Source organism: Streptomyces sp. NPDC026589, assembly GCF_040638385.1.
Taxonomy (GTDB): domain Bacteria; phylum Actinomycetota; class Actinomycetes; order Streptomycetales; family Streptomycetaceae; genus Streptomyces.
This window is the reverse complement of record NZ_JBEZYG010000052.1, coordinates 1-19,517: the sequence shown is the minus strand read 5'-3', so window position 1 is coordinate 19,517 and position 19,517 is coordinate 1. Positions and strand designations below refer to the sequence as shown.

20 protein-coding genes and 5 pseudogenes are annotated in these 19,517 nt (G+C 66.5%); 13 read left to right on the top strand and 12 right to left on the bottom strand.

Annotated elements, in window-relative coordinates:
- Window positions 1–459: 459 nt before the first annotated feature.
- From AB0F29_RS40985 to AB0F29_RS40975, 3 genes are all read left to right on the top strand, one after another.
- Complete coding sequence (locus AB0F29_RS40985) at window positions 460–1,023, top strand: papain-like cysteine protease family protein (RefSeq protein WP_361883961.1); 564 nt, start codon at window positions 460–462, stop codon at window positions 1,021–1,023.
- Window positions 1,024–1,033: 10 nt separating this feature from the next.
- A complete protein-coding gene (locus tag AB0F29_RS40980) occupies window positions 1,034–1,915 on the top strand; it encodes a hypothetical protein (protein ID WP_361883958.1) in 882 nt (293 codons plus the stop codon).
- Window positions 1,916–2,026: 111 nt separating this feature from the next.
- Window positions 2,027–2,341 carry a hypothetical protein gene (locus AB0F29_RS40975; RefSeq protein ID WP_361883955.1) on the top strand — a complete coding sequence of 105 codons (315 nt, stop codon included), beginning with the start codon at window positions 2,027–2,029 and terminating at the stop codon, window positions 2,339–2,341.
- 138 nt (window positions 2,342–2,479) lie between these two features.
- Here AB0F29_RS40975 and AB0F29_RS40970 read toward each other — a convergent pair whose 3' ends face one another.
- Window positions 2,480–2,905, bottom strand: coding sequence for a hypothetical protein (locus AB0F29_RS40970; RefSeq protein WP_361883952.1), 426 nt, complete (start codon window positions 2,903–2,905; stop codon window positions 2,480–2,482).
- Between the two features lie 302 nt (window positions 2,906–3,207).
- Here AB0F29_RS40970 and AB0F29_RS40965 point away from each other — a divergent pair, with 302 nt between their 5' ends.
- Window positions 3,208–4,188, top strand: a complete 981-nt coding sequence (locus tag AB0F29_RS40965; RefSeq protein WP_361883949.1) for a winged helix-turn-helix domain-containing protein — start codon at window positions 3,208–3,210, stop codon at window positions 4,186–4,188.
- A gap of 286 nt (window positions 4,189–4,474) precedes the next feature.
- Here AB0F29_RS40965 and AB0F29_RS40960 read toward each other — a convergent pair whose 3' ends face one another.
- From AB0F29_RS40960 to AB0F29_RS40940, 5 genes are all read right to left on the bottom strand, one after another.
- Window positions 4,475–4,738, bottom strand: a complete 264-nt coding sequence (locus tag AB0F29_RS40960) for a hypothetical protein (RefSeq protein ID WP_361883946.1) — start codon at window positions 4,736–4,738, stop codon at window positions 4,475–4,477.
- A gap of 165 nt (window positions 4,739–4,903) precedes the next feature.
- The gene (locus AB0F29_RS40955; RefSeq protein WP_361883943.1) at window positions 4,904–5,572 is read right to left on the bottom strand and encodes an HNH endonuclease family protein; all 669 of its coding nucleotides are present in this window, start codon (window positions 5,570–5,572) and stop codon (window positions 4,904–4,906) included.
- A gap of 186 nt (window positions 5,573–5,758) precedes the next feature.
- Complete coding sequence (locus tag AB0F29_RS40950; RefSeq protein ID WP_361883940.1) at window positions 5,759–6,535, bottom strand: hypothetical protein; 777 nt, start codon at window positions 6,533–6,535, stop codon at window positions 5,759–5,761.
- A gap of 150 nt (window positions 6,536–6,685) precedes the next feature.
- On the bottom strand, window positions 6,686–7,138 hold the full coding sequence (locus tag AB0F29_RS40945) for a hypothetical protein (RefSeq protein WP_361883937.1): 453 nt from the start codon (window positions 7,136–7,138) through the stop codon (window positions 6,686–6,688).
- 393 nt (window positions 7,139–7,531) lie between these two features.
- Window positions 7,532–8,197 (bottom strand): hypothetical protein, encoded by a 666-nt coding sequence (locus AB0F29_RS40940; protein WP_361883934.1) that lies wholly within the window; start codon window positions 8,195–8,197, stop codon window positions 7,532–7,534.
- A 201-nt stretch (window positions 8,198–8,398) separates the two neighbouring features.
- Between AB0F29_RS40940 and AB0F29_RS40935 the strand changes: the two are divergent.
- From AB0F29_RS40935 to AB0F29_RS40925, 3 genes and pseudogenes are all read left to right on the top strand, one after another.
- Window positions 8,399–8,665: pseudogene (locus AB0F29_RS40935) on the top strand (PHP domain-containing protein); the annotation flags it as partial.
- Between the two features lie 88 nt (window positions 8,666–8,753).
- Window positions 8,754–9,134, top strand: coding sequence for a hypothetical protein (locus AB0F29_RS40930; RefSeq protein ID WP_361883964.1), 381 nt, complete (start codon window positions 8,754–8,756; stop codon window positions 9,132–9,134).
- 385 nt (window positions 9,135–9,519) lie between these two features.
- Window positions 9,520–10,395, top strand: a pseudogene (locus tag AB0F29_RS40925) (IS5 family transposase).
- A 4-nt stretch (window positions 10,396–10,399) separates the two neighbouring features.
- Here AB0F29_RS40925 and AB0F29_RS40920 read toward each other — a convergent pair.
- Window positions 10,400–10,759, bottom strand: a complete 360-nt coding sequence (locus AB0F29_RS40920) for a hypothetical protein (protein ID WP_361883931.1) — start codon at window positions 10,757–10,759, stop codon at window positions 10,400–10,402.
- A gap of 610 nt (window positions 10,760–11,369) precedes the next feature.
- Between AB0F29_RS40920 and AB0F29_RS40915 the strand changes: the two genes are divergently transcribed.
- From AB0F29_RS40915 to AB0F29_RS40905, 3 genes are all read left to right on the top strand, one after another.
- Window positions 11,370–12,074, top strand: a complete 705-nt coding sequence (locus AB0F29_RS40915) for a tectonin domain-containing protein (RefSeq protein WP_361883928.1) — start codon at window positions 11,370–11,372, stop codon at window positions 12,072–12,074.
- Between the two features lie 126 nt (window positions 12,075–12,200).
- Complete coding sequence (locus AB0F29_RS40910) at window positions 12,201–12,398, top strand: cold-shock protein (protein WP_361883925.1); 198 nt, start codon at window positions 12,201–12,203, stop codon at window positions 12,396–12,398.
- Between the two features lie 185 nt (window positions 12,399–12,583).
- On the top strand, window positions 12,584–13,474 hold the full coding sequence (locus tag AB0F29_RS40905) for a hypothetical protein (protein ID WP_361883922.1): 891 nt from the start codon (window positions 12,584–12,586) through the stop codon (window positions 13,472–13,474).
- Between the two features lie 53 nt (window positions 13,475–13,527).
- Here the strand turns inward: AB0F29_RS40905 and AB0F29_RS40900 are convergent, their stop codons facing one another.
- From AB0F29_RS40900 to AB0F29_RS40885, 4 genes and pseudogenes are all read right to left on the bottom strand, one after another.
- Window positions 13,528–13,734: a hypothetical protein gene (locus tag AB0F29_RS40900; RefSeq protein ID WP_361883919.1), complete on the bottom strand. Its 207-nt coding sequence runs from the start codon at window positions 13,732–13,734 to the stop codon at window positions 13,528–13,530.
- 243 nt (window positions 13,735–13,977) lie between these two features.
- On the bottom strand, window positions 13,978–14,709 hold the full coding sequence (locus tag AB0F29_RS40895; RefSeq protein ID WP_361883916.1) for a glycosyltransferase: 732 nt from the start codon (window positions 14,707–14,709) through the stop codon (window positions 13,978–13,980).
- Window positions 14,710–15,263: 554 nt separating this feature from the next.
- A complete protein-coding gene (locus AB0F29_RS40890; RefSeq protein ID WP_361883913.1) occupies window positions 15,264–15,755 on the bottom strand; it encodes a hypothetical protein in 492 nt (163 codons plus the stop codon).
- A 407-nt stretch (window positions 15,756–16,162) separates the two neighbouring features.
- Window positions 16,163–16,711 (bottom strand): annotated as a pseudogene (locus AB0F29_RS40885) (hypothetical protein).
- A gap of 91 nt (window positions 16,712–16,802) precedes the next feature.
- Between AB0F29_RS40885 and AB0F29_RS40880 the strand changes: the two are divergent.
- Window positions 16,803–17,174 (top strand): annotated as a pseudogene (locus AB0F29_RS40880) (transposase family protein); the annotation flags it as partial.
- A 33-nt stretch (window positions 17,175–17,207) separates the two neighbouring features.
- On the opposite strand, the pseudogene AB0F29_RS40875 reads toward AB0F29_RS40880, so the two are convergent.
- Window positions 17,208–18,210: pseudogene (locus tag AB0F29_RS40875) on the bottom strand (transposase); the annotation flags it as partial.
- An 85-nt stretch (window positions 18,211–18,295) separates the two neighbouring features.
- On the opposite strand from AB0F29_RS40875, the gene AB0F29_RS40870 reads away from it, so the two are divergent.
- Together AB0F29_RS40870 and AB0F29_RS40865 are read left to right on the top strand one after the other, a co-directional pair.
- Window positions 18,296–18,607 (top strand): hypothetical protein, encoded by a 312-nt coding sequence (locus AB0F29_RS40870; RefSeq protein WP_361883911.1) that lies wholly within the window; start codon window positions 18,296–18,298, stop codon window positions 18,605–18,607.
- A gap of 317 nt (window positions 18,608–18,924) precedes the next feature.
- Entirely contained in the window at window positions 18,925–19,224 is a 300-nt protein-coding gene (locus tag AB0F29_RS40865) for a DUF6342 family protein (RefSeq protein WP_361883908.1), read from the top strand.
- Window positions 19,225–19,517 lie beyond the last annotated feature (293 nt).

The window sequence follows — 19,517 nt, the reverse complement described above, 5'->3', positions numbered from 1 at the left end:
CCGAGTTGATCACGGACCTCGCCAGATATGCGCATACCACACCAACGAGTTGAACCGTGGGAAGCAACACCTTGATTCTCTGCGAGCCCTTAGGCTTCCAGCTCCGGCATACCGTCCTCGATCCGGCCGACGAAGATCACAGCGCCCCTTCCGCGATCGTGACGGGAGGACACCCTCGGATACGCCCAGGAAGCAGCCCGATCGACAGTTGGCAATCGGGCCGAGGACCGCCACCGCCCGCATTACACGAGCGGGTCCGGGCCGGGCCAGGTGGTGTACTCCTCGGCCGACGGATCCTGCCCTGGCGCTGCCACAACCAAGTCGCATGATTACGCGACAAGTAATCAGTAAGGGGCTATTCCCTGCGAGCCCACCGCCTGCCACCAGCATGATGCGTTGTCATATGACTGCCAGGTTGACCCGTTCATCTCGTTGTACCCATCAGGGGAAGGCAGGAAAATGGGCAGGTTCAGGTACAGAGCCACGGCGTCGGCCATCGCGCTGGCCGCCTTGGGATCGCTCGTGGCCGCGGGAGGCACAGCCCACGCCGAAGCGGGCCAGGACAACATCAGCATGCTGAAGCAGGAGAAGACCCAGTGGTGCTGGGTCGCTTCCGGACTGACCATCGCCAAGTTCCAGGGCTTCGGCTCCACACAGACCGACTTCTGCGACCGGGCCCAGCCCCAATACGGTTGCAACAACCAGCCCGCCACGCTCGGCGACATGGCCAAGGGCTGGAGCAGCCTCGGCATGACCCACACCGGCTCCGGCCTGAGCAGCGCTGCCACGTTCAACCAGGTGTACACCGACGTCAAGGCGGCCCGGCCGATCGGTGCCCGCATCGGGTGGACGTCCGGAGGCGGCCACATGAACGTGGTCTACGGCTTCGACACGTCGAACAACAGGATCGCCGTGGCCGACCCGTGGCCGGACACCACCACGTACACGTGGTGGAACTACAACGACTACGTGAGCAACGGCTCGTCCAAGTGGACCCACTCCCGCATCGGTATCTCCCGCTAAGGCAGGCGACATGAGCGACACCAGCGGAACCAAGAAGTCCAGCAAACGGGCAGCCTCTCGCTCCTCCCGTCTGTCCCTCGTCATCGCAGTGAGCGCATCCGCGCTACTGTCCGTCGCCGGTCCGGCACACGCGACCCCCGCCAAGGACCCTCTCCCGGCCGACATCCCCGACTACCAGGCCGCCCTCGACGCGGTGAAGTCAACCGAGGTCCGCAACACCGTCTGCAACTTCCTGCGCACTCCGGTACCCACCGACAGTGCCGACGGGCCGGTGCAGACGATCCCCGAAACAGCCGAGCCCTGCCAGGGCCTCCCAGCCTTCACGATCAAAGACCCGGTGGCACTGAACGAGATCACCCCCGAGTTCGTCGCGGGCACCGCAAAGCCACTGCCCACCGACGCGATCAAGCTGACACAACTGGTCTCCTCGCTCAGCGCCACCGTCAACGGCCGCAACGCCACCGTCATGCTCGCCCCCACCCAGGGCGGTGGCTGGCACCTGGCAGCCGTACGCGACGGCGACCACGACGCCACATACGCCAGCAAAGCCACCCTGGGCACACTGGTCTTCACCGAACCGCAGATCCGCGGCTGGTACCAGCTCAAACTCACCAACGTCGAGCCCCTCAACGACCAGGCCCGGCAAGGACTCGGCGGCCAGGCATCGGTGTCACTCAGCGACTACCAGAAACTGGTCAAGGCCCGCTACGCCGACAAGCTGCCCGGCTCGGAGTACGACACCACCGGCTACTCCAGCGGCTACAGCCTCCAGCGCACGCAGGACGACACCCCGTCCACCACCCTGCTTCTCGCCAGCGGTTCCGGCACCGCACTGGCCCTCGCGGGCGGAGCCGCCCTGCTGCACCGCCGCCGACGCCCAAGTACCCGCTGAACTAACCCTGTACGCCCTCGCTCCGGCCCGGCCCGGCCCGGCCAGCCGGGCCGGGCCGGAGCGAGGGCGTACAGACTGATGCCGGCCGTCCCGGACCCGCTATGAGAGGCGGTGTCCGGCAAGCCGGGTTCCCAGACCTGGTCCGAGAGCGTGCGCATCACCTGCTGCAGCCCGGAGGTCGAGGCTGCCCGTAAGGCACAGAACGAGCGGATCTACGCTCCACGGCGCGAGCCCACCGAGAAGGCGAAGACGGAGAAGGAAGTCTTACGCCGCACTGTCCACCGCAGCAGCGAGCGGTCGGCCAACTTGCACGTTGCTGCGGCCGAGCTGCCATCGACCGGGCGCGACCTGGTGGAAAGCGGGGAAACGGTGCAGGAGACGGCCGAGCCCTGCCATCTGCCGCCGGTGCGGCTCCGAAGGCGGTGAAGACAGCTTCTGAAGGATCGCGGTCCGGGTCAGTGGCTCTGGGGAGCGTCCACCCACCGGGCGAGTGACCTCCTCATCCCGCACACGCGCGAATCAGAAGCGGGTTCCGAGGGAGGCGGGGGTGAGGTGTTTGTTCAACTATTCGTTGAACGTCCCGGTAACCATACAGTCTCCATTGTGAAGGATACTGGTTGGATACCTTCCATCGCAGAGGGCCATGACGTACTGGCCGCCATTTCCGACGTTGTGTGGTTTTTTGTCACAGCCCTTATCCCCGCCGTCCACGGTCTTCATTACGCGATCCCAGCCGTTGCTGTTGATGTACGAGTTATAGAAGAGTGCGCCGTACACACCTTGCCCGTTCTTTGCTGTGTCACAGATCTTGAAGACGTCGCCGTCGTCGATGAAGGTCATCGTTCCTACAGCGATTTCAAGAGTTATGTTACTCAGCACTCCGACCTCATCCGTTTGTTGGGCAATGGCCGGGTAGGTCGACGTGAACAGCATGGTGGCGGCAGCGGCGCCTACTGCCGCAGCGCGAGCGAGCTTGGATTTGAGCATCATCTTCTCCCCTTGCGGACCGGACCCCGCCGGTCCACCTCATCGAGCGAACAGTCAATTCCCTTGCTTCTGCCAATGCGAGAGGTAAATTCTCCTGCCCGCAGAATGTCTTCGCCCCGACGCTGACAGTGACGCGCAGGGCCCGTCAACAGGTTTCGTCGACGATCCGGCGAATTCCAGGCAGAAAACCAGCGTCCACCTTCTGTTTCGATCTACCGCTTCTGACTGAATCCATGGTGGCGGAGACGTGCGTGTCAGGGCTACGTTTCGGCGAGGACCGAAACGTAGATGAGAGGGGTCAGCTGATGATGCGAATCCATTTTTCGGTGGACGATATCGCCCGCACGAGGCTTGTTGCGGCTCCGAGCCGGTTGGCGGTGACCACGTTGAGTATGTTGTCCCTGGCGCATCCGAAGCCGGCGCCGGTCGGTTCCTGGCGTTGGGCCGTGCGCAGCGAGCTGAGACATGCGGACTCTGCCCGGCATCTGGTGACTGCTGTCTGCGCACTCGACGGCCCTGTTCCTGCGTTCCTCCTGAGTGGCCGCCAGGGGCGGGATCTGGAGGATGAACTAGAGCAGCTGCTGTCCACGCCGCTGAGGACTCTGCGGGCGAACATGAGACATGTCGCTGACTGGGGAGGTCTGCCGGGTCCGTTACGGCATATCACCGAAGGGAGGGGGAAAGCTCTTCAGGCGCTGGCAGGGTCCATCCGCGACTACCACCGCGTAGCCATCGGTCCCCACTGGTCCGCTGTTCATGCCTCGCTCAGTGCGAACCTGGCAAAGCAGGCCCGGGTGCTATCCGAAGGCGGTGTCGAGCAGCTCCTGAGTGGGCTGAATCCCCAGATGCGTTGGAGGTCGCCGGTGCTCGAAGTGGACAGCCCGTTCGACATCGACTACCGCCTCAACGGACGGGGGCTGCTGCTCGCGCCCAGCCCCAGTGCCTTCCCCTCGTATGTGCCGTGTGATCCGCTGGATGAGCAACCGACACTCCACTATCAAGTCGGCGAAGACTGCACCTTCCGGGCCCATTCGGCAGCTCAGACGGGTTCGTACCCAGCGCTGGGTACGCTGCTGGGCCATAGCAGAGCCGCTGTGCTGGAGATATGTGCTGAAGGCGGTACAACTGGCCAGCTGGCCAAGCGGAGCGGGCTCTCCCTCTCCAGCGTCAGCGAGCACCTCACTGCCCTACGCCACACTGGCCTCATCACCACCCTCTCGATCGGCAGAACCCGCCACCACGCGCTCACCGACCTCGGCACCCAACTGCTGAGAGCCAGGTTCTGAAGGCGGAGACGAGCAGGTATCCCAGTCACAGTCAGATGAGCACGACTACGGCCCGACTCTCCTGTTCTTCAATAGCGACACGGTGGCAGTACCTTTGGGGACTGCTGTACGGATAGGTGACACCTGACCTGGCTTGCTGAGAGGCGGCCTGGAAGGATGTTGCAGTGCCCAAGCCGTATCCGAAGGAGTTCCGCGAGGACGTCGTGCGGGTCGCGCGCAATCGCGAGCCCGGCGTCACGCTGGAACAGATCGCCGCCGACTTCGGCGTCCACCCGATCACACTGTCTTACGTGACGCGGACACGGAGCACGTACCGTGCGCCGGACCGGATAGCCTCCGCCTGTTCCCGCAGATCCGCGTCGGTGAACCCGAGCAGCGCTTCATCCGCGGCCCGGCGCAGCAGCGGCAGGATCTCCGGGCCGGGCCTTCCCCGGTAGGTGTCGGCCAGCTCGGCGAACGCCTCCTGGTACGGCGGGCGGCGCATCCGGGCGCTGGTGCTGGCGGCGAGGAGCCGCCCCAGATCTCGGCTGCTCAGGTTGATCTCGCCCATGTGCCCGCTCCGCTCGCTCACCGGCCTGGCCACTCCGGCACCTGTCTTCGACGGTACGAGCGGGGACTGACAATCCAGCCCGGCATCTGCGGTCCCGGTCGGGAGCGCCTGCTACGCCGACCCGAGGGCGGCCCGGCGGAGCGGGCATTCCCACGTGCGGGCGGGTCAGGCGGCCGGGGTGTAGCGGACGATGGTGTCCTCGCACGGTCCGTCCGCGTAGACCTTCAGCGCTTCCAGCTCGCGGTCGTCCGCGGTGAGCTGCCAGCGGAGCTTGGTCGAGACCCACTCTGAGATGTACCGGCACCCGGCGTCCAGAGACGGCGGCATCCAGTCGGCCGGGTCCTGGTCGGACTTCTGCCGGTTGGAGCGGGCCGTCACCGCGACGAGGGACACGTGCGCGCCCTGGTCGTTCGCGTACGCCTCCCGCCTGGTCGCGGTCCAGGCGGAGGCACCGCTATCCCACGCCTCGGCGAGCGGCACCATGTGGTCGATGTCCAGGGACCCGGCGCTGGTGACCTCCTGGCCGTCGTAATAGCTGACCCAGGTGCCGCCGGTCAGCTTGCAGCCGGCCCCCACGGTCGGTGCGACGACTGCCTCGGCGATGAGGACCTCGTTGCGGGTGTTGCACCCGTCGGACTTGTCGGCGCCGGAGTTCCAGTGCTTGAACTTGCTGCGGGTGTAACCGGTGCGGCCCTCTTCGGTGACCTGTACCAGGCCGACCGCGTCGGCCAAGGTCGTCACCTCAGCAGCCGGAGCGGCCTGAACGGCGGGAGCGGAGAAAAGGGACACAAGGGCGAAGGAAAGTGTGCTGAAACGTACGAAGTTCTTGATCACCAACGTGTTCTACCGGGCCACCCTGCCCTCCGCGAAGCCCGGGGACCCGGCTGTCACCCGCGCGGGGGAGTAGGTTCACCGCAGGAACGCTTCCTCTGCCCTGGCGCCCGTGCCCGCAACAGTCCGGTCCGCCCGCTGAAGCCCGGTCAGGCCGATGCGGGTCTGCGGCGTACCGCAACGAGGTGCTCAGGTGCTCTCGGCTTTGGTGACGTTCTTGATCAGGGTGGCGGTGACCGCTTCCTCGGGTCCCGGTGCCGGCTTGAAGGTGGCGAGCTTCTCTGGCGTCATGGGCCCGGTGGGCACCATGACCTGCATGGTCGCGATGACACCTCCGACGCGTACAACGGTCACCAGGGTCCAGGCGAAGCCACTGCTGCCCAGCCGGGACAGGGTCCGGTACCGCAGCGCGTCGTCCCCGAGGTCCGGGACCTTGACCACCTCGCTCGTGACGGACGACTTTCCAAACTTGTTGCTGAACCTGAACCGGCCGCATGCCCCGACGGCCTCGCGCAGGTGCGTCATGCGGGCCCGGGCGGCCTCTTCCGGATAGCTCATCAGGCTGGTGCTCCGGGGAGAGATGGACGTCCCGGCCGGGTACATGATCGACGAGGCGGCGGCAGCCTCCTCACCGTCACCCGAGATGGCCTCCTTCACATGCCGGCAGACCTCCGGGGAGACGGTCTCCTCGGCGTCGAAGGAGGATTCCGGTGCAGCACCGTCCCGCGAACGGCCATCCGTGATCTCGAAACCGACAGCCTGCTCCGAGGTGAGCAGCGCGGCCTTCAGCTCGACAGCGGTCAAGGGTCCGGAGCGCTCCGACTTGTCGGCCGCCGTGCTCGCCGCGGTACGAGGCTTTCCTCCGGCGTCGGCACGCTCGGGACTCTCCCCGCACGCTGCGGTCAGTCCGACCGCCGACAGCAACGCCGCCGTCGACACCAGTCTTCGTCCACTCCTGCGCACCATCAGGTCCCCACCCTCGAATTCACACTGATCACCCGCGTACAGGCGAACCGTATTGCGCCTGAGACCATCCGTCCTCGTGCGGCACGCCTGGCCCAGTAGCGGCTGGCAGATCCGTAGTTGGTCCGCCTGGCCAGGTAGTCGGACAACACGTCAGTGGAACCAGGCGACAAGGCGTACGTTCTCCGCCCCGTGGACTTCGCTGAGGGTGCGCATGACGCTCCAGACCCGGCCCCAGGCGGTGTCGATTCCCGCAGCCGAGGCGCGGGTTCGTGTGCCTGAGATGTTGGTCTCCTGCCAGTCCGTGGCATTCAGCTCCGCCCAGGTCAGCCAGGTGGTTCCGTACACATCGGGGGAGTCGCCGTAGCCGGCGAACTCTTCTCGCAGGCCATCCGAGGCGTCATCCGGGAAGCCCCGGTCCTCGGCCAGGGGGCGGAATCCATAGGAGTTCCGGACACCGAAGAGGCAGGCCAGGCCGTCGTAGGCGTAGCCCTGATTGAGGAGGTAGAGGTCGATGCCGGCCTCCCACACGGAGTCCTCGTCGTTGAGGCCCCATATACGGGCTCCTGGCCGGCATTCGATCATTCCTCTGACATCGGTCGACATGAAGAGATCGTGCCTCCGCAGGCCGGAAGCCAGCACCTCCTTTTCCTCGCTCGCGCGGGGTCCGGGCGGGCCGCGACTCAGTCGCGCTTGCACCGTTTCAGCCAACTAGGACGCTCAGTGGCCAGCCGCGACGCTAGGTCACGGCAGGAGCGTGTGACCGGTCGCGGTAGATGACACCAGCGGACCCCGCCGAGCAGGCGCGCTCCTCCCCTTCGGTCTCGATAGGTGGCACCGGTTGGTCATCGTTGTTGGCACCTGCACGAGTTGGTCGGCCGACCTGACACCGGCGTTGAGCTGTTCCTCCGGCAGGCACCTTGCTCAGCTCGACGCGATCGAGCGCGACGGTGCGGGCCGCCGGGCCGAGTAGGTGCCGGGATTGGGTCGTGTCGGCGATCAGCCGCCGTGGAGCCCCCACTCGTCGAGGCCGCCGTACACGTGGGCTTCCAGGCATTGTGGAGCGTTCATGCCGAGGGCCTCGCCTCGGTAGAGGGCGATGAGCGAGTCCTTGCCGCGCCACCACGTGTCCGTCACGCCCTGTACTTCAGGCACCGGCTCGAAGCCGGCGAGATCCAATGACTCGACGGCCTTCCCCTTGATCCTTGTCACGGTCTTGGCCCGGCGACCGGCATGAGCGGCGAGCGCCAGGGACTCCACCCATCCGTCCGTGCTGGCATGCAGCGGTGTCCAGCGGTAGGCGTCGATCCCGAATGAGCCGTCGGGACCGATCATGAATCCGTAGGCCATGGACACCCGGCAGTCCCCCGCCGGAAACGACCAGCCCTCAGCGGCCGAGCCTTCGGGACAGTCGGCGTCCAGGATGCGCGGACCGCCCTCGTAGAACGGGGCGGGCGGCAGCGCGAGACCGCCCCAGCGGTCCTGGAAGGCCTCGGCCCGGTCGATCTCCACAGCCGGGATCCCGTACTCGATCCACCACTCCCGGTGCTGCCCGAGGCCCTGCCGGGGAACACGAACGCCGTCCACCTCGATGAAACTTCTGGCCCGATCGGTCAGGCCCGAAGGCGCGACCGGGATGGGCGATATAGGAGTGGCGGCCGTCATGATGCCGGAGTCTAACGACAGGGTGAGGTCGCGCTCCGGGGGTCAGACGTTGCGACCAAGTGCCATCTATCGCAACGAACCACAGAGCGAGCGGCTGAAACCATGACGCCCCAAACTCGCGCGTTCGAATTAATGTTCGATACAGTCAAGGTGTAGGCGGTCAATTGGTACTACTTTGGGGGTGTCTGGGCGGAGGGTGTCATGCGAGGAAGCGTCCCTCATCTGCACGTCAGTAGTGGGTTTTCGGCCCGCTACGGTGCCTCGCATCCGCATCCGCATGCGCTCATCGCCCGGGCCGCCGAGCGCGGGATCGGGACGGTGGCGCTGACCGACCGCGACATGGTCACCGGCACGGTGCGCTTCGCGAAGGCCGCCGCGGCGGCCGGGGTGAGGCCGGTGTTCGGCGTCGATCTGGGCGTCGCCCCCCTCGTGCCGCCCGCCGACGTGCGCCGCCGGACCCCGGTGCGCACTCGCCCAGGAGAAGACGGGTCTGCGCTGGTTCGCGGAGCGCGGCCGGGTCCTCTCCCTGAGCGCCGGGTTTCTGGCGGGCGTCGGCATGGCCATCCAGTCCATCCCGGCCCGGGCGCCGGTGCCGTTCCTCCCCACGGACGACGTGGCCGCGTGGGTCCTCGCACAGCTCGCCGTCTGGGCCTTCCTCTCGCTGCTCTCCGCAGCGTGGCCGGGCGAGATGACCCGGCGCTGGAGACGTTTCAACGAGCACTGCCGGCAACGGGCCGAGGCCGAACTGGCGAGAGTCTCGCCCGCGACGCTCGACGCGGTACGCAGGAGGGAATTCGCGCCCGTCCTCCCGCAGGCACCACGCGGGAGCCGAACCCCGGGCCGTATCGACGGTGAGGGCCCGGGCGACGGGGGCAGCTGGGCCAACGACGTCGACACCCACTCCTGCGGCAGCGGGGGCGGCGGGGGCGGCGACTGAGACCTGTTCCGGGAATGAGCATGAGGCTCACGCAGGCGCGATGGATGCTCGCGATCCTCGGCTGGTGCGGGCTCTTGGGCGGTAGCAGCCGCAATGTCCAGGACGGCAACAGATGCCGGGCGTCTTGGGCACCCTCACGGCGATGTCAGCCTCGCTCAGGCTTGGCATGGTGGGCTCGGCGGTGGCGGTGGCGGTGCCGTAGCGCAGGCGGGCCTTGAGGGTGAGTTGCGGGTCGGACGCCGCCAGGATGCGCCTGACGAAGCGGGGGCCGGCGGATGTCCAGTCGCGCAGGTATTCGGGTGCTCGCGCAGCTCGAACTTCCGTCGTCGTAGTCACCTAGGGCCTGTATCGAAAGTGGATCTTGGGCTGTGGATGATCACGGTTCATGGGTCGGGGAGATCTCACGGACGAGCAGTGGGCGGTGCTGGAGCCGCTGTTGCCGAAGGGTGCCAGGTTGGGGCGGCCGCCCGTCTGGCCTCGGCGGCAGCTGATCGACGGCATACGGTTCCGGGTCCGGACCGGCGTTCCGTGGCGGGACGTGCCCGCCGAGTACGGACCGTGGAGCCGGGTCTACGACCTGTTCCGCCGGTGGCAGCGCAACGGCACCTGGCACCGGCTTTTCACCCGTCTCCAGTCCCTGGCCGATGCGGAAGGTGCGATCACGTGGGACCTGAGCGTCGACTCCACAGTGTGCCGCGCTCATCAGCATGCAGCCGGGGCCTGTAGGCAGGGCGACCTGTAGAAGGAGCCGCCTGGTGGTACATCCACCGAGCCGGTCGATCACGGGCTGGGACGGTCGCGTGGCGGGTTCACGACCAAGCTACACCTGGCGGTCGAGCAGGGGCAGAAGCCGATGTCGATCGTGGTGACGGCCGGGCAGCGCGGGGATTCACCGCAGTTCGAGGCGGTGTTGGACAAGGTCCGCGTGCCCCGCATCGGTTCGGGACGGCCTCGCGTCCGCCCCGACAGCGTGCGGGCCGACAAGGCGTACGCCTCCCGCAGGAACCGGGCTTACCTGCGTCGGCGCGGGATTCGCTGCACCATCCCGGACAAGGCCGACCAGGCCCGCAACCGCCGAAGGCTCGGTTCCCGCGGCGGCCGGCCGCCGCGCTTCGACCCGCTCGACTACCGCGAGCGCCACGCGGTCGAGTGCGGGATCAACCGCCTCAAGAGGAACCGCGCTGTCGCCACGCGGTACGACAAGCTCGCTGTCCGCTACGAGGCGACAGTCCTGGTCGCGGCGATCAATGAGTGGCTGTGATCCTTCACCGAAAAGGCATCGGGGTCCACGGCAACGCCTCGCGCCATCCCTGTCGATCGTGAGCCCAGTCCATCATCACCTTGGCGGTCGACTCTTCCGGGCCGAACACTTCATGGACCCTTGGAACATGGGCCTGGTAGTGCTCCTTCGCACTGCCTTCGCGGTACTCGACCCGGTAGCTGAGGTCATCGTTCAGGTACACCTGAATGTAATGCTGATCCGCAGGCTCCAGATCGAGTCTGTCCAGGATTACAAACCGGTGCGACAGGCTCATCTCGGCCAACAGGTCGTGCAGGGCCTCCTCGGTCGGGTCGTCCACGGTACGGCCGCCCGCATCAACTGCACGCAGTAGTGGCTTCAGCATGCACGCGACTGTACCGATCCAGAGGGCTCAACTGCCCAGCGGTCCACTCAGCAGGAAACCACCAACACGACCACTTGCCCAGAGATGTAACAAAGCCCTACTAGGGCCTGTTGCGGTCCGGTCAGTTTCGCCGGAGGTTGCACGCGCTCCGCTTCGGATGGGTATGAGGGCGAATGAACTCGCGTCGTGCATCGGCTACGTTCCGCCCAGCCGGACCAGTCCGTCAGTTGCCCAGCGCTGATGTTTAGTCCAGTCCCTCCACACCTGCGGGAGGAACTCAGCCGCTACTGGCGGATCGTGGGCGGAAGGCCGAATGGGTGGCAGCGGCCCGGTTATGCCCGTGCGCTCGGCGGTCTCTGCGAAGCCGCACCGTCGGAGCGGCCGAGGGGATACATGCTCTGGTGATCTTGTCGATCCCCCGGAGGCAGGACAGATCTTCCGGTCGAAGGGTTGTCTGCCAGGCTGCTTCCATCCTTACCTGGCAAGTGGGTGGGAATTGAAACCTTGACTCACTGGCTTGTTTGCTATTAAGACAAGCGTTCACGCGCTCTATTGCCTTACCCGATCACCCAGGATGGCCGCACCAACGGTTCGAAGAAAGGTGTTCGGCATGGCGGATTGGTTGAAGGTCGCGGGCGGTCTCTCGGCTATCTCGGCAGGGTCCAGGACGACGGTGTGGGGTGTGAACGCGGCGAGCGCGATCTACCACCACACGAACTACGACGCCAACCCCTGGATCAACATCCCCGGCGGGCTGAGCGACATCGGCGCGGGCGTCGACGGCACCGTGTGGGGCGTCAACGGCGGCCACCAGATCTTCCGGTACGCCGGAGATCAGGGTGCCTCCAACCCGTGGACCCACATCAACGGCAGCCTCGTCCGTATCGACGCCGGCTCCCGGACGAACGTGTGGGGGGTCGACTCCGCCGACGCCATCTACCGCTACACGAACCACGACGCCAACCCCTGGATCAAGATCCCCGGGGCGCTGAGCGACATCGGCGCCGGGGCCGACGGCACCGTGTGGGGCGTCAACAGCGGCGGTCAGATCTTCCGGTACACCGGGGACCAGGACAGCGCGAACCCGTGGAAGAACATCACCGGCGCCCTCAGCCGGATCGCGGTGGGCTCCCGGACCAACGTGTGGGGCGTCAACGCGGCCGGAGCCATCTACCGGTACACCAACAACGACGCCAGCCCGTGGGTCAACATCCCCGGCACCGCCACCGACATCGCCGCCGGCGCGGACGGCACCGCCTGGCACGTCAACAAGAACGGCGACATCTTCCGCTACACCGGCGACCAGCCGAGCTGACCCACTGCTGAGCTGTCCGTGTGGGCTCCGACCGCGAAAGGGGCCGGGGCCCATTCCGCGTAGCGTCTAGGTGTATTGGTCACGAGCGGGCTCGTCAGCGTGTCATCACGTGGGAAGGGTGAGCTTGTGCCGACCGGAATGGTGAAGCGGTACGACGAAAAGCAGGGCCTGGGGGCGATCGGGCCGGACAACGACGGGTCGGATGTCGCGGCCTCCGCCAGCAAGGTCGTCGGACCCGGAGAACTCGTGGAACGCGCTCAGGTCGAGTGCGACATCGAGGCGGGAGGCCGCGGGGGCCGCGTCGTGAACATCAGGGTGCTGTAAGGCCCCTGGGCAGGTCACCGCGGGATCATCAGCCTGGTGAATGCGCTGACCAGCCTCCCGGTCGTTGCACCCGGACTGAGGTTCGGGAGATCGCCGGGTCAGGTGACATGCTCTGGTGATTGAACACGTACGGTCATATTTTGGCCACGCTGCGCGTTGTGTCGCGCTCTAGAGATTGAGGCTCCATGAGCTTTCGGAAGCAATTCCGCTTCGGTTCCCGGCTTGCCGCCTGTGTTGCGGCGGTCGGGCTGGTGGTGTCGGCGGTGGGGCCGGTCCAGGCAGCCTCCGCTGCCGCCCCGGCGCCGCGGCTGGCGTCGGTCCAGATCGTGAAGAAGACCGCGACGGTGCAGGACTTTCAGCGGGTGACGGTGTACTGCCCGGGGGCGAAGTACGCCATCGGTGGTGGCGCCGAGGCAACGGCCCCCAGCGTCGGATACGACGCTGTGGGCCTGGTCGGAAGCTTCCCCGACACCTCCTACCCGGGGTCGGGCATGGCGTACGGGTGGGCCGCCAACGCCCGCAACTACTCCGGGGAGCCCAGCACTGTGACCGTCTGGGCGGTCTGTGCCGAGACGCCCCAGGGCTACGAGCTCGTGGAGACGCCAGTTGTCCAGGTCCCGAGCAACCAGCAGGTCACGGTGTCCTGCCCGGCGGGCAAGACCGCGCTCGGCGGCGGCGGCGAGATCCAGGGCGATGGCACCTCGCTCTCCAAGTCGTTCCCGAAGTGGACGGCGGCCGGGCAGCCGAGCCAATGGACGGTGGCCGGTCACGCCAGGAGCAACGGCACCGTCGGCGTCGCCGGCTACGCGATCTGCGCCGACCCCATTGCCGACGTCACCTGGACGACCTACACAGCAACCAAGCCCACTCCCTCCGGGGGGTTCCTCATGTGCCCGACCGGCCGGTACGTATCGGGGGGCGGCGCCTCGTCGAACGGGCCCGCGTCCGTCCTGTCCTCCTCCAGGCCCGGCCTGGCGAGCGAAGGCGCTACCCGCGACGGCTGGTGGGTCCAGGCAGGAGTCTTCAGCGACGATCCGTTCGCCACAGACCTCTACGTAATGTGCAGCACCCGGTAAGCGGCAGGAAGGGCTCCGGTGCGATGGTGCCGGGGTCCTCAACCTGTCCGGCCTCATCGAGCGGAAGACAGGCGCACCGGCGGATCGACGTCAGCGCGCTGTAGGCCGACGAGCTCCAGCCGGCTCTCGTCGGCGACCTGGCCGCCAGTCGTCGCCGAGGCGTAGCCGCCCGAGTAGTGCGCCATGCCGTGTACCGAACTGATCCGGCGCCACGGGGCCGACTCGTCGAAGTCCTTCAACAACAACAGGTTGAAGGGCACTTCGCGAGTCGACTCGTCGGTGTACCGAATCGATGCCGTAGGGGTGTTGCCCCTTACTGCGGCTCTTCCTCGGATGCAGTGTGGCCATACTGAAACGGTGCAAGAAGAACGCGCTGCCCAAACTGGAAGATCAATAGCAGTCAACAACTGACTGCCTACCGAGCGTTACTGTTGTCCATGATCATGCGGAAGTGACCAAACGGTGCCCATGATCACGCGGAACTGTCCACGGAACCGCGGAACCTACATCCTGAGCCCTTCGCGGAGTGAGGCCAGGTGCTGACCATGTCTCCAAGCGAAGACGCGTGCACGCATTTCCATCACGGGATACGACGGCTGTGCCGTCATCTGCTCTGGATGCTTTCGGTAATGGTAGACAACAGCCGGAAGGAGGGCCCCAGAGGCTCCTCCTGTTATCCCGACCAGGTAGGAATAATCTTCCCCTTGGGGAAGCGCGGCATATCCACCACTGCCCCTAACGAGGTCGGTACGGGTGATGGTCGATTCGGGTGCCGTACAGAATCGCCACACGTCGCCGGGTTCATGGAAGCCGGGAGGCGTGGGGCAGTGCCAGGTCGCCGTCGCACCGTTGGGGTGAAGGTCAGCGGACCAGCCGGCGCACCATCCCAGACCGTGAGCACGGGCGTGCTCGAGCCGGACGGACAACGATCCCTCCGGCAAGAGGTCGTCATTATCAGCCGTGGTGCACCAGGGTGTGGTGACCTCGTTCAACGCGAAGTTCCGCGCCGCGCCTGCGCCCACGGCTCGGGGCAGCGGCATCGCGACGACGCGCGGGTCCTCCCGCAGGACCGCGGGCAGTTCCGAGAGCGGCACGCCATCCAGCGCCAGGACCCACTGGAAGGGAACGCCCTGCAGCTGGAGACTCGCGTACAGCTCCAGCAGGTAGGGGACGCGCTCCGGGCGCAGCCGGGTAGGGGTGATGACCGCGACTTCAGCGGTGTCGAGAAGGGTCACAGTGGCGACTTCCTTATGGGTTTCGGGAACGGCGTCGGTGCGGTTGTTACGGCGGAATCGAAGCTCCCAGAGAGATCGGACACGAGGGCATTTCCCTATACCGGTAGCCGAAGACTGGAAGGATCAAATCCGGTCCGCTGCCCTGCATTCTTCAGCAATTCACCTGTGGATATCTTCCGCCGCCTCCCGGCGAATTCGGCGCTCACGCGAGTGCACGCCAGCACGGCAACAACCCGCTGCAACGTGACGGTAGACGGGAAGATGAAGAGCGGTGGGGTGCCGGGCCCTGCTGTGCCGTAGTGCGGCATCGCGATCGTGGCTGGTGGCCCGCTCGGCGGGACGAACACCCAACCGGCCAGGGGACGCGAGCCTGGGGCATACCGGATGGCTGTCCGATCTCGCCCTTTGCGCACGCGTCTCCGGCCCCCTCCGCGGCTGGCCCGCGGGCAGCCGCCGAGTGGGCGCATCGGCCTACTCGCTGACGGCGCGCCGCCGCGGCCGACCGTGTGACCCGCGGCCCTGTCCCGGGCGGCTTCCGTGGGGCCAGGGCGAGGTCAGCTGCGCGATCCGTACGGGGCCGGCCGCTCGGCCATGGTTGGCAGGGCCCGTACGTGGGCGCCCGCTGCGACCTGCGCGCGGAGGCGTTCGATCTCCTCGTGCTGGGCGGCAAGCCGCGAGACGGCCAGGGTCCTGAAGGCGGTCAGGTCTTCAATGCTTCCGTCGCGGGCTGCCACCCGCTTCTTGAGGTCGGCGTTCTCCTTCTTGAGGCGCTCGATCTGCGCGTCTTGAGGGTCGATGATCTGTCCGGCGTCACGAAGTTCCCGGATACGGCGCTCGAACTCCTCGGCAAGGTGCTGGTACGCACCGGGCCGTGTGGTGCCGTTGCGGTCCTTCTTCGGGTAGAAGCCGGTGCGCGTGACGCCGGCGAGCGCGGCAAGGGTCTTGACGTCGGTCTTGGCGCCGGGCGGCAGGTTCCCGCTCCTCCGGAGGTGGTACGGGAAGCCCGTCGGCCCCGCCCGGATCAACGCGCGAGGCCAACGAGACACACGCACGTTAGGAGGAGGCTGTTACATGGCCATTACCACGACACCGCACCTCACGAGGCCCGGGCGCGGCGCGTTCCGGAGGGGAGAGGCAGCGCGCGATCCCCAGGCTCCGACCGCACCCACTCCGCATTCGTCAGATCACCCCGCGCCATGCCGAGCGCCTTCGGGCCCGCGGCATCACCCCGAAGATCGCCCGTCGAGATGTCCCGTCGAGATGTCCCGTACGGATCGGGACTGGGTAAGACCCGCTGACACGCGCTGACATCTAGGTCGGTCTGTTCCAACTCGCTTGCAGAAAGATCTGCTTGAGATGCCTTCGAACCTGATTCTCGAAACGATCAGTTAAGGGCTGTCCCGCAAAGATCTTGGATCCGAGTGCGGAGCAGCCTGAAGAGCTGGCGAGGTGCTCAACCGGTGGTTCGTGAGGTGTCCAGGGGCCGGGCGAAGCCGGCGAGCGGGTGGAAGTCGTTCTCCCGTAGGCCGATCCGCGGGTTGACGTGGTGCAGGAGCCTGGCGCCTTGGTGGTGGGCGGTCACGTAGGTCTGATCCAGCTCGCTCTGCTCGTCGTCCACCCATGCGAAAGGACGGCCGCCTGCGTAGTCCACCAGCGGCCCGGTCTTCCAGTGGACTCCATCAGGGCGTTCTCGGAGTAGGACGTCGCCGAAGTCCACGAAGGGAAGTTTTGGAAGGCCCAGGACCGGTGCGATCCATCGGTTGGCGTCGTCCATCCATGTGGTGGCCTAGCACAGCTCGAAGCCGAGCTGGAGCAGGATTCTTCCATGCTCTGGGTTGAGCCAGACTCGCAGGGGTCGTCGGGAGGAGAGGCCTCTGTCGTCCTGATGGGCGTCGTTCCGGGGGACTCTGAGTGTGGTGTAGCCGTCGGGACGTCTCTCCGGCTTGGCCGCGTAAGGGTTGAGCGGCCCGTCCACGTCAAGGAACAGCAGTGGTCGGTTCACGGTTTCCTTCGGTCTTGCGCACTGTGGACTGCCCGATCAACGTAACTGTGGGACTGCCTCGGCATGGGCCGGCCTGAGTGATGATCACGATGTGACGAGTGTGATCACGGCATCGGAGCCGTCCTGGATAGCCCCGTTCGCGGGGTTGAGCCCGCGCTGCTTCGGCAAACTGCTGACCACGCTGCGGCGCGATGGAGCAGATGTGGTCCACCGAGTCCGGCCGTGGAGTCTGCTGCTGGAGGACCGGGTGTTGCTGGTCACGGCCTACTGGCGCACCAATCTGACGTTGCGGCAACTCGCTCCGCTGTTCGGCGTCTCGAAGTCGACGGCTGGTCGAGTCATCAACCGCCTCGGCCCCCTGCTCGCACTCCAGCCCCGCAAGCGGTTCGCCAAGGACACCGTGCTCATCGTGGACGGCACCCTGGTCCCCACCCGGGACCACACCATCGCCGAGCGGTCGAAGACATCTCATGTCGCTGGCGGGTCAAGTAGGCGCTCAGGCAGCTAGATCTATGAGTTGTGCGAAGGTACGGTCGGGGTCGAACAGCGTGCGGTGCTGCAGGCAGTGGAAGAGGCAGCCGAGCAGCTTGTTGAACAAGTTCCTGAGAGCTGCGGTATGCCGTTCTCCACCAGCACGCCGTCGGTCATAGTGGGCGCGTGGAGCCTGCGTGCGCAGGGCTGCGAAGGCCCACATGTGCCCGGCTGATGCCAGACGCTGGTTCTTGACGGTCCGGGCCACAACCCACGTGGTTGCGGCCGGAGGCCCGTGTGACAGGAGCCGCGCCGGCGTATGCCTACATGACTCTGGTGTCCGCGAAGCGTTCGTGGTCGTCGCCGACCTCGGCGAGGACGCGTGCTCCAGAGAGCACGGAGAGCCCTGGGAAACTGGTGATGATCTCGGCATCCGGGTGCGCGAGGAATGCCGCTCCCGTCGCCACCGCCAACTGGGCCACGCTGACGCAAGCGGCGTCGACCTGCCGGATGAGGGCCACTGCCTGCTGTTCCAAAGCCTGTTCGACTTGCGGCAGCTGCCGCAGGGAGTCCGCGCGGAAGATTGCCCGAAGTCGCTCGACCTCGGCTTCGATCCCACAACGTGGACGCTCACCATGCTTGAGCAACGCGCGCAGCTGGCTGCGGGTGAGCTTGGCGGCGTCGGCCGGCGTGGGTGCGGCAGTCAAGATCACGCGGGCGCGCGGCGAGTCGAGTCCGGGTTTTCCAGCGCCCTGAAAGGCGGTGAGGGCGGCTGGATAGTACTCGCGCAGGTGGGACCGAAGCCGGTTGATCATCTGTTGACGGTCCCAGATGGCGTCCTGGTGAGCGCGGGCCAGGACGGCGACGGCCTGCCCCGCTTCGCTGTCGTCGGGCAGAGGCTGGTGGGCATGCCGGTCGGTCCGGAGGATGTTGGCCAGACCCCGGGCGTCCGCTGCGTTGGACTTGGGTCGGGAGACGCGGTCGCGATATCGGGCCGCAGCCAATGGATTGATTGCGTAGATCTGGCGGCCGGCGGCAATCGTGTTCGACGACGCGGACACTCACGGCCTGGTGGGCGGCCAGGCGCAGCTTCTCTACTGGAAGTAGGCGGTCATGAGCGACGACCCGAACCGGGGCCTGGCCCTGGAGCGGCTGCGCGGCACGCTGGGGGAAGGGTTCGCGGAGATCAAGGGAAGCCTTGCCCTGCTCGTCCACCGGACGGACCGCGTGGACCAGGAGCTCCAGGAGCAGCGGAACGCCTTCACTGCGATGGAGGGGCGGGTGGACAGCGTGGAGTCGGCCATATCCGGGCACGGTGACCACGGTGCCCGGCTGGCTGCGGTTGAGCGGCTTGTGTGGTTCGGGGTGGGGGCGGCGGCCGTCCTGGGCCCGCTCTGCGGGTGGGCGGCCGGGGCGCTGCTGTAGCGGCTGGTCCCGTTCCTCCGTGGGTGCGGCCGGGCTCGCCCCGCCTCGGGGGTGTGTCAGACCTCGGCCGTATCGTGAGGCTTATCCAGAAGTTCTTGCTGCTGCTTCGGGCCCGCGAGGACGCCCCGCTCGTTGAGCGGGGCGTCTTTGTGTCCGGATCTGGTGTCTTGAACGCTGATTCGAGACTCTTTAAGCGGAAATCCAGCCGCATACGGAACTCCCCGTGACGGCACCTGACTGGTGCGCATAGGTTCTGCCCTGGTCGAGCTCGTAAGGGTCCGACCAGGGCCCACTCGCCGAACCTGCAGGGGGAAGTCGTGCCTGATATCGATCTCGGATTGGCAACCGACTGGGCTGATGGTGACACCCACGGCCGCGTCAAACTGCGGCAGAACCAGGTTTACCCGACGTCGCCCAAGAAGGACGTGCTCATCAGCTCCCCGGTGAGCATCGAGCTGTCTGTGAACACGAACGAGTCCACCTCGCAGGAGGCGGACAAGGTCTACTTCACGACTTACCACGGTAAGCAGAAGAAGATCATCGCGGTGCTCGACTCCGAGGGAAACTTGCACATCGCTGGCCGCCTGATCACCGAGCAGAAGAACCTCAGCTATTAGGGCACGGCGCACTACGTCCGGACGGCGTTGCTAGGCACCCACGTCTGCCGCGTGGTCGGGCCGCTCCGATACATCGAGTATCGGGGCGGCCCTCCGTCTTGCGGCCGTCCACCTCTATGCCTGTGCGGGCTGCGCGGCTACTGGCCGACGTCAACGGCCGGTTCGGCCCCGGGGCGCGCGAAAGGGCCCTCCGCGGAGGGCGGTTTCTAGGGATCGTCGCAACACGTGGTCGTGTTGGTCAGGCCGCGAGTAGTTTATGCAGGCGCTCGGCTGGGGTTTCCCAGCCGAGCGTT

What these genes read in the sequence shown, in the direction of transcription:
- AB0F29_RS40945 (WP_361883937.1), bottom strand. Translation starts at nt 7,138, where the DNA reads ATGTCGACCGATGTCAGAGGAATGATCGAATGCCGGCCAGGAGCCCGT.
- AB0F29_RS40940 (WP_361883934.1), bottom strand. Translation starts at nt 8,197, where the DNA reads ATGACGGCCGCCACTCCTATATCGCCCATCCCGGTCGCGCCTTCGGGC.
- AB0F29_RS40920 (WP_361883931.1), bottom strand. Translation starts at nt 10,759, where the DNA reads ATGCTGAAGCCACTACTGCGTGCAGTTGATGCGGGCGGCCGTACCGTG.
- AB0F29_RS40970 (WP_361883952.1), bottom strand. Translation starts at nt 2,905, where the DNA reads ATGATGCTCAAATCCAAGCTCGCTCGCGCTGCGGCAGTAGGCGCCGCT.
- AB0F29_RS40905 (WP_361883922.1), top strand. Translation starts at nt 12,584, where the DNA reads ATGAGCTTTCGGAAGCAATTCCGCTTCGGTTCCCGGCTTGCCGCCTGT.
- AB0F29_RS40960 (WP_361883946.1), bottom strand. Translation starts at nt 4,738, where the DNA reads ATGGGCGAGATCAACCTGAGCAGCCGAGATCTGGGGCGGCTCCTCGCC.
- AB0F29_RS40965 (WP_361883949.1), top strand. Translation starts at nt 3,208, where the DNA reads ATGATGCGAATCCATTTTTCGGTGGACGATATCGCCCGCACGAGGCTT.
- AB0F29_RS40985 (WP_361883961.1), top strand. Translation starts at nt 460, where the DNA reads ATGGGCAGGTTCAGGTACAGAGCCACGGCGTCGGCCATCGCGCTGGCC.
- AB0F29_RS40870 (WP_361883911.1), top strand. Translation starts at nt 18,296, where the DNA reads ATGAGCGACGACCCGAACCGGGGCCTGGCCCTGGAGCGGCTGCGCGGC.
- AB0F29_RS40930 (WP_361883964.1), top strand. Translation starts at nt 8,754, where the DNA reads ATGGCCATCCAGTCCATCCCGGCCCGGGCGCCGGTGCCGTTCCTCCCC.
- AB0F29_RS40980 (WP_361883958.1), top strand. Translation starts at nt 1,034, where the DNA reads ATGAGCGACACCAGCGGAACCAAGAAGTCCAGCAAACGGGCAGCCTCT.
- AB0F29_RS40950 (WP_361883940.1), bottom strand. Translation starts at nt 6,535, where the DNA reads ATGGTGCGCAGGAGTGGACGAAGACTGGTGTCGACGGCGGCGTTGCTG.
- AB0F29_RS40915 (WP_361883928.1), top strand. Translation starts at nt 11,370, where the DNA reads ATGGCGGATTGGTTGAAGGTCGCGGGCGGTCTCTCGGCTATCTCGGCA.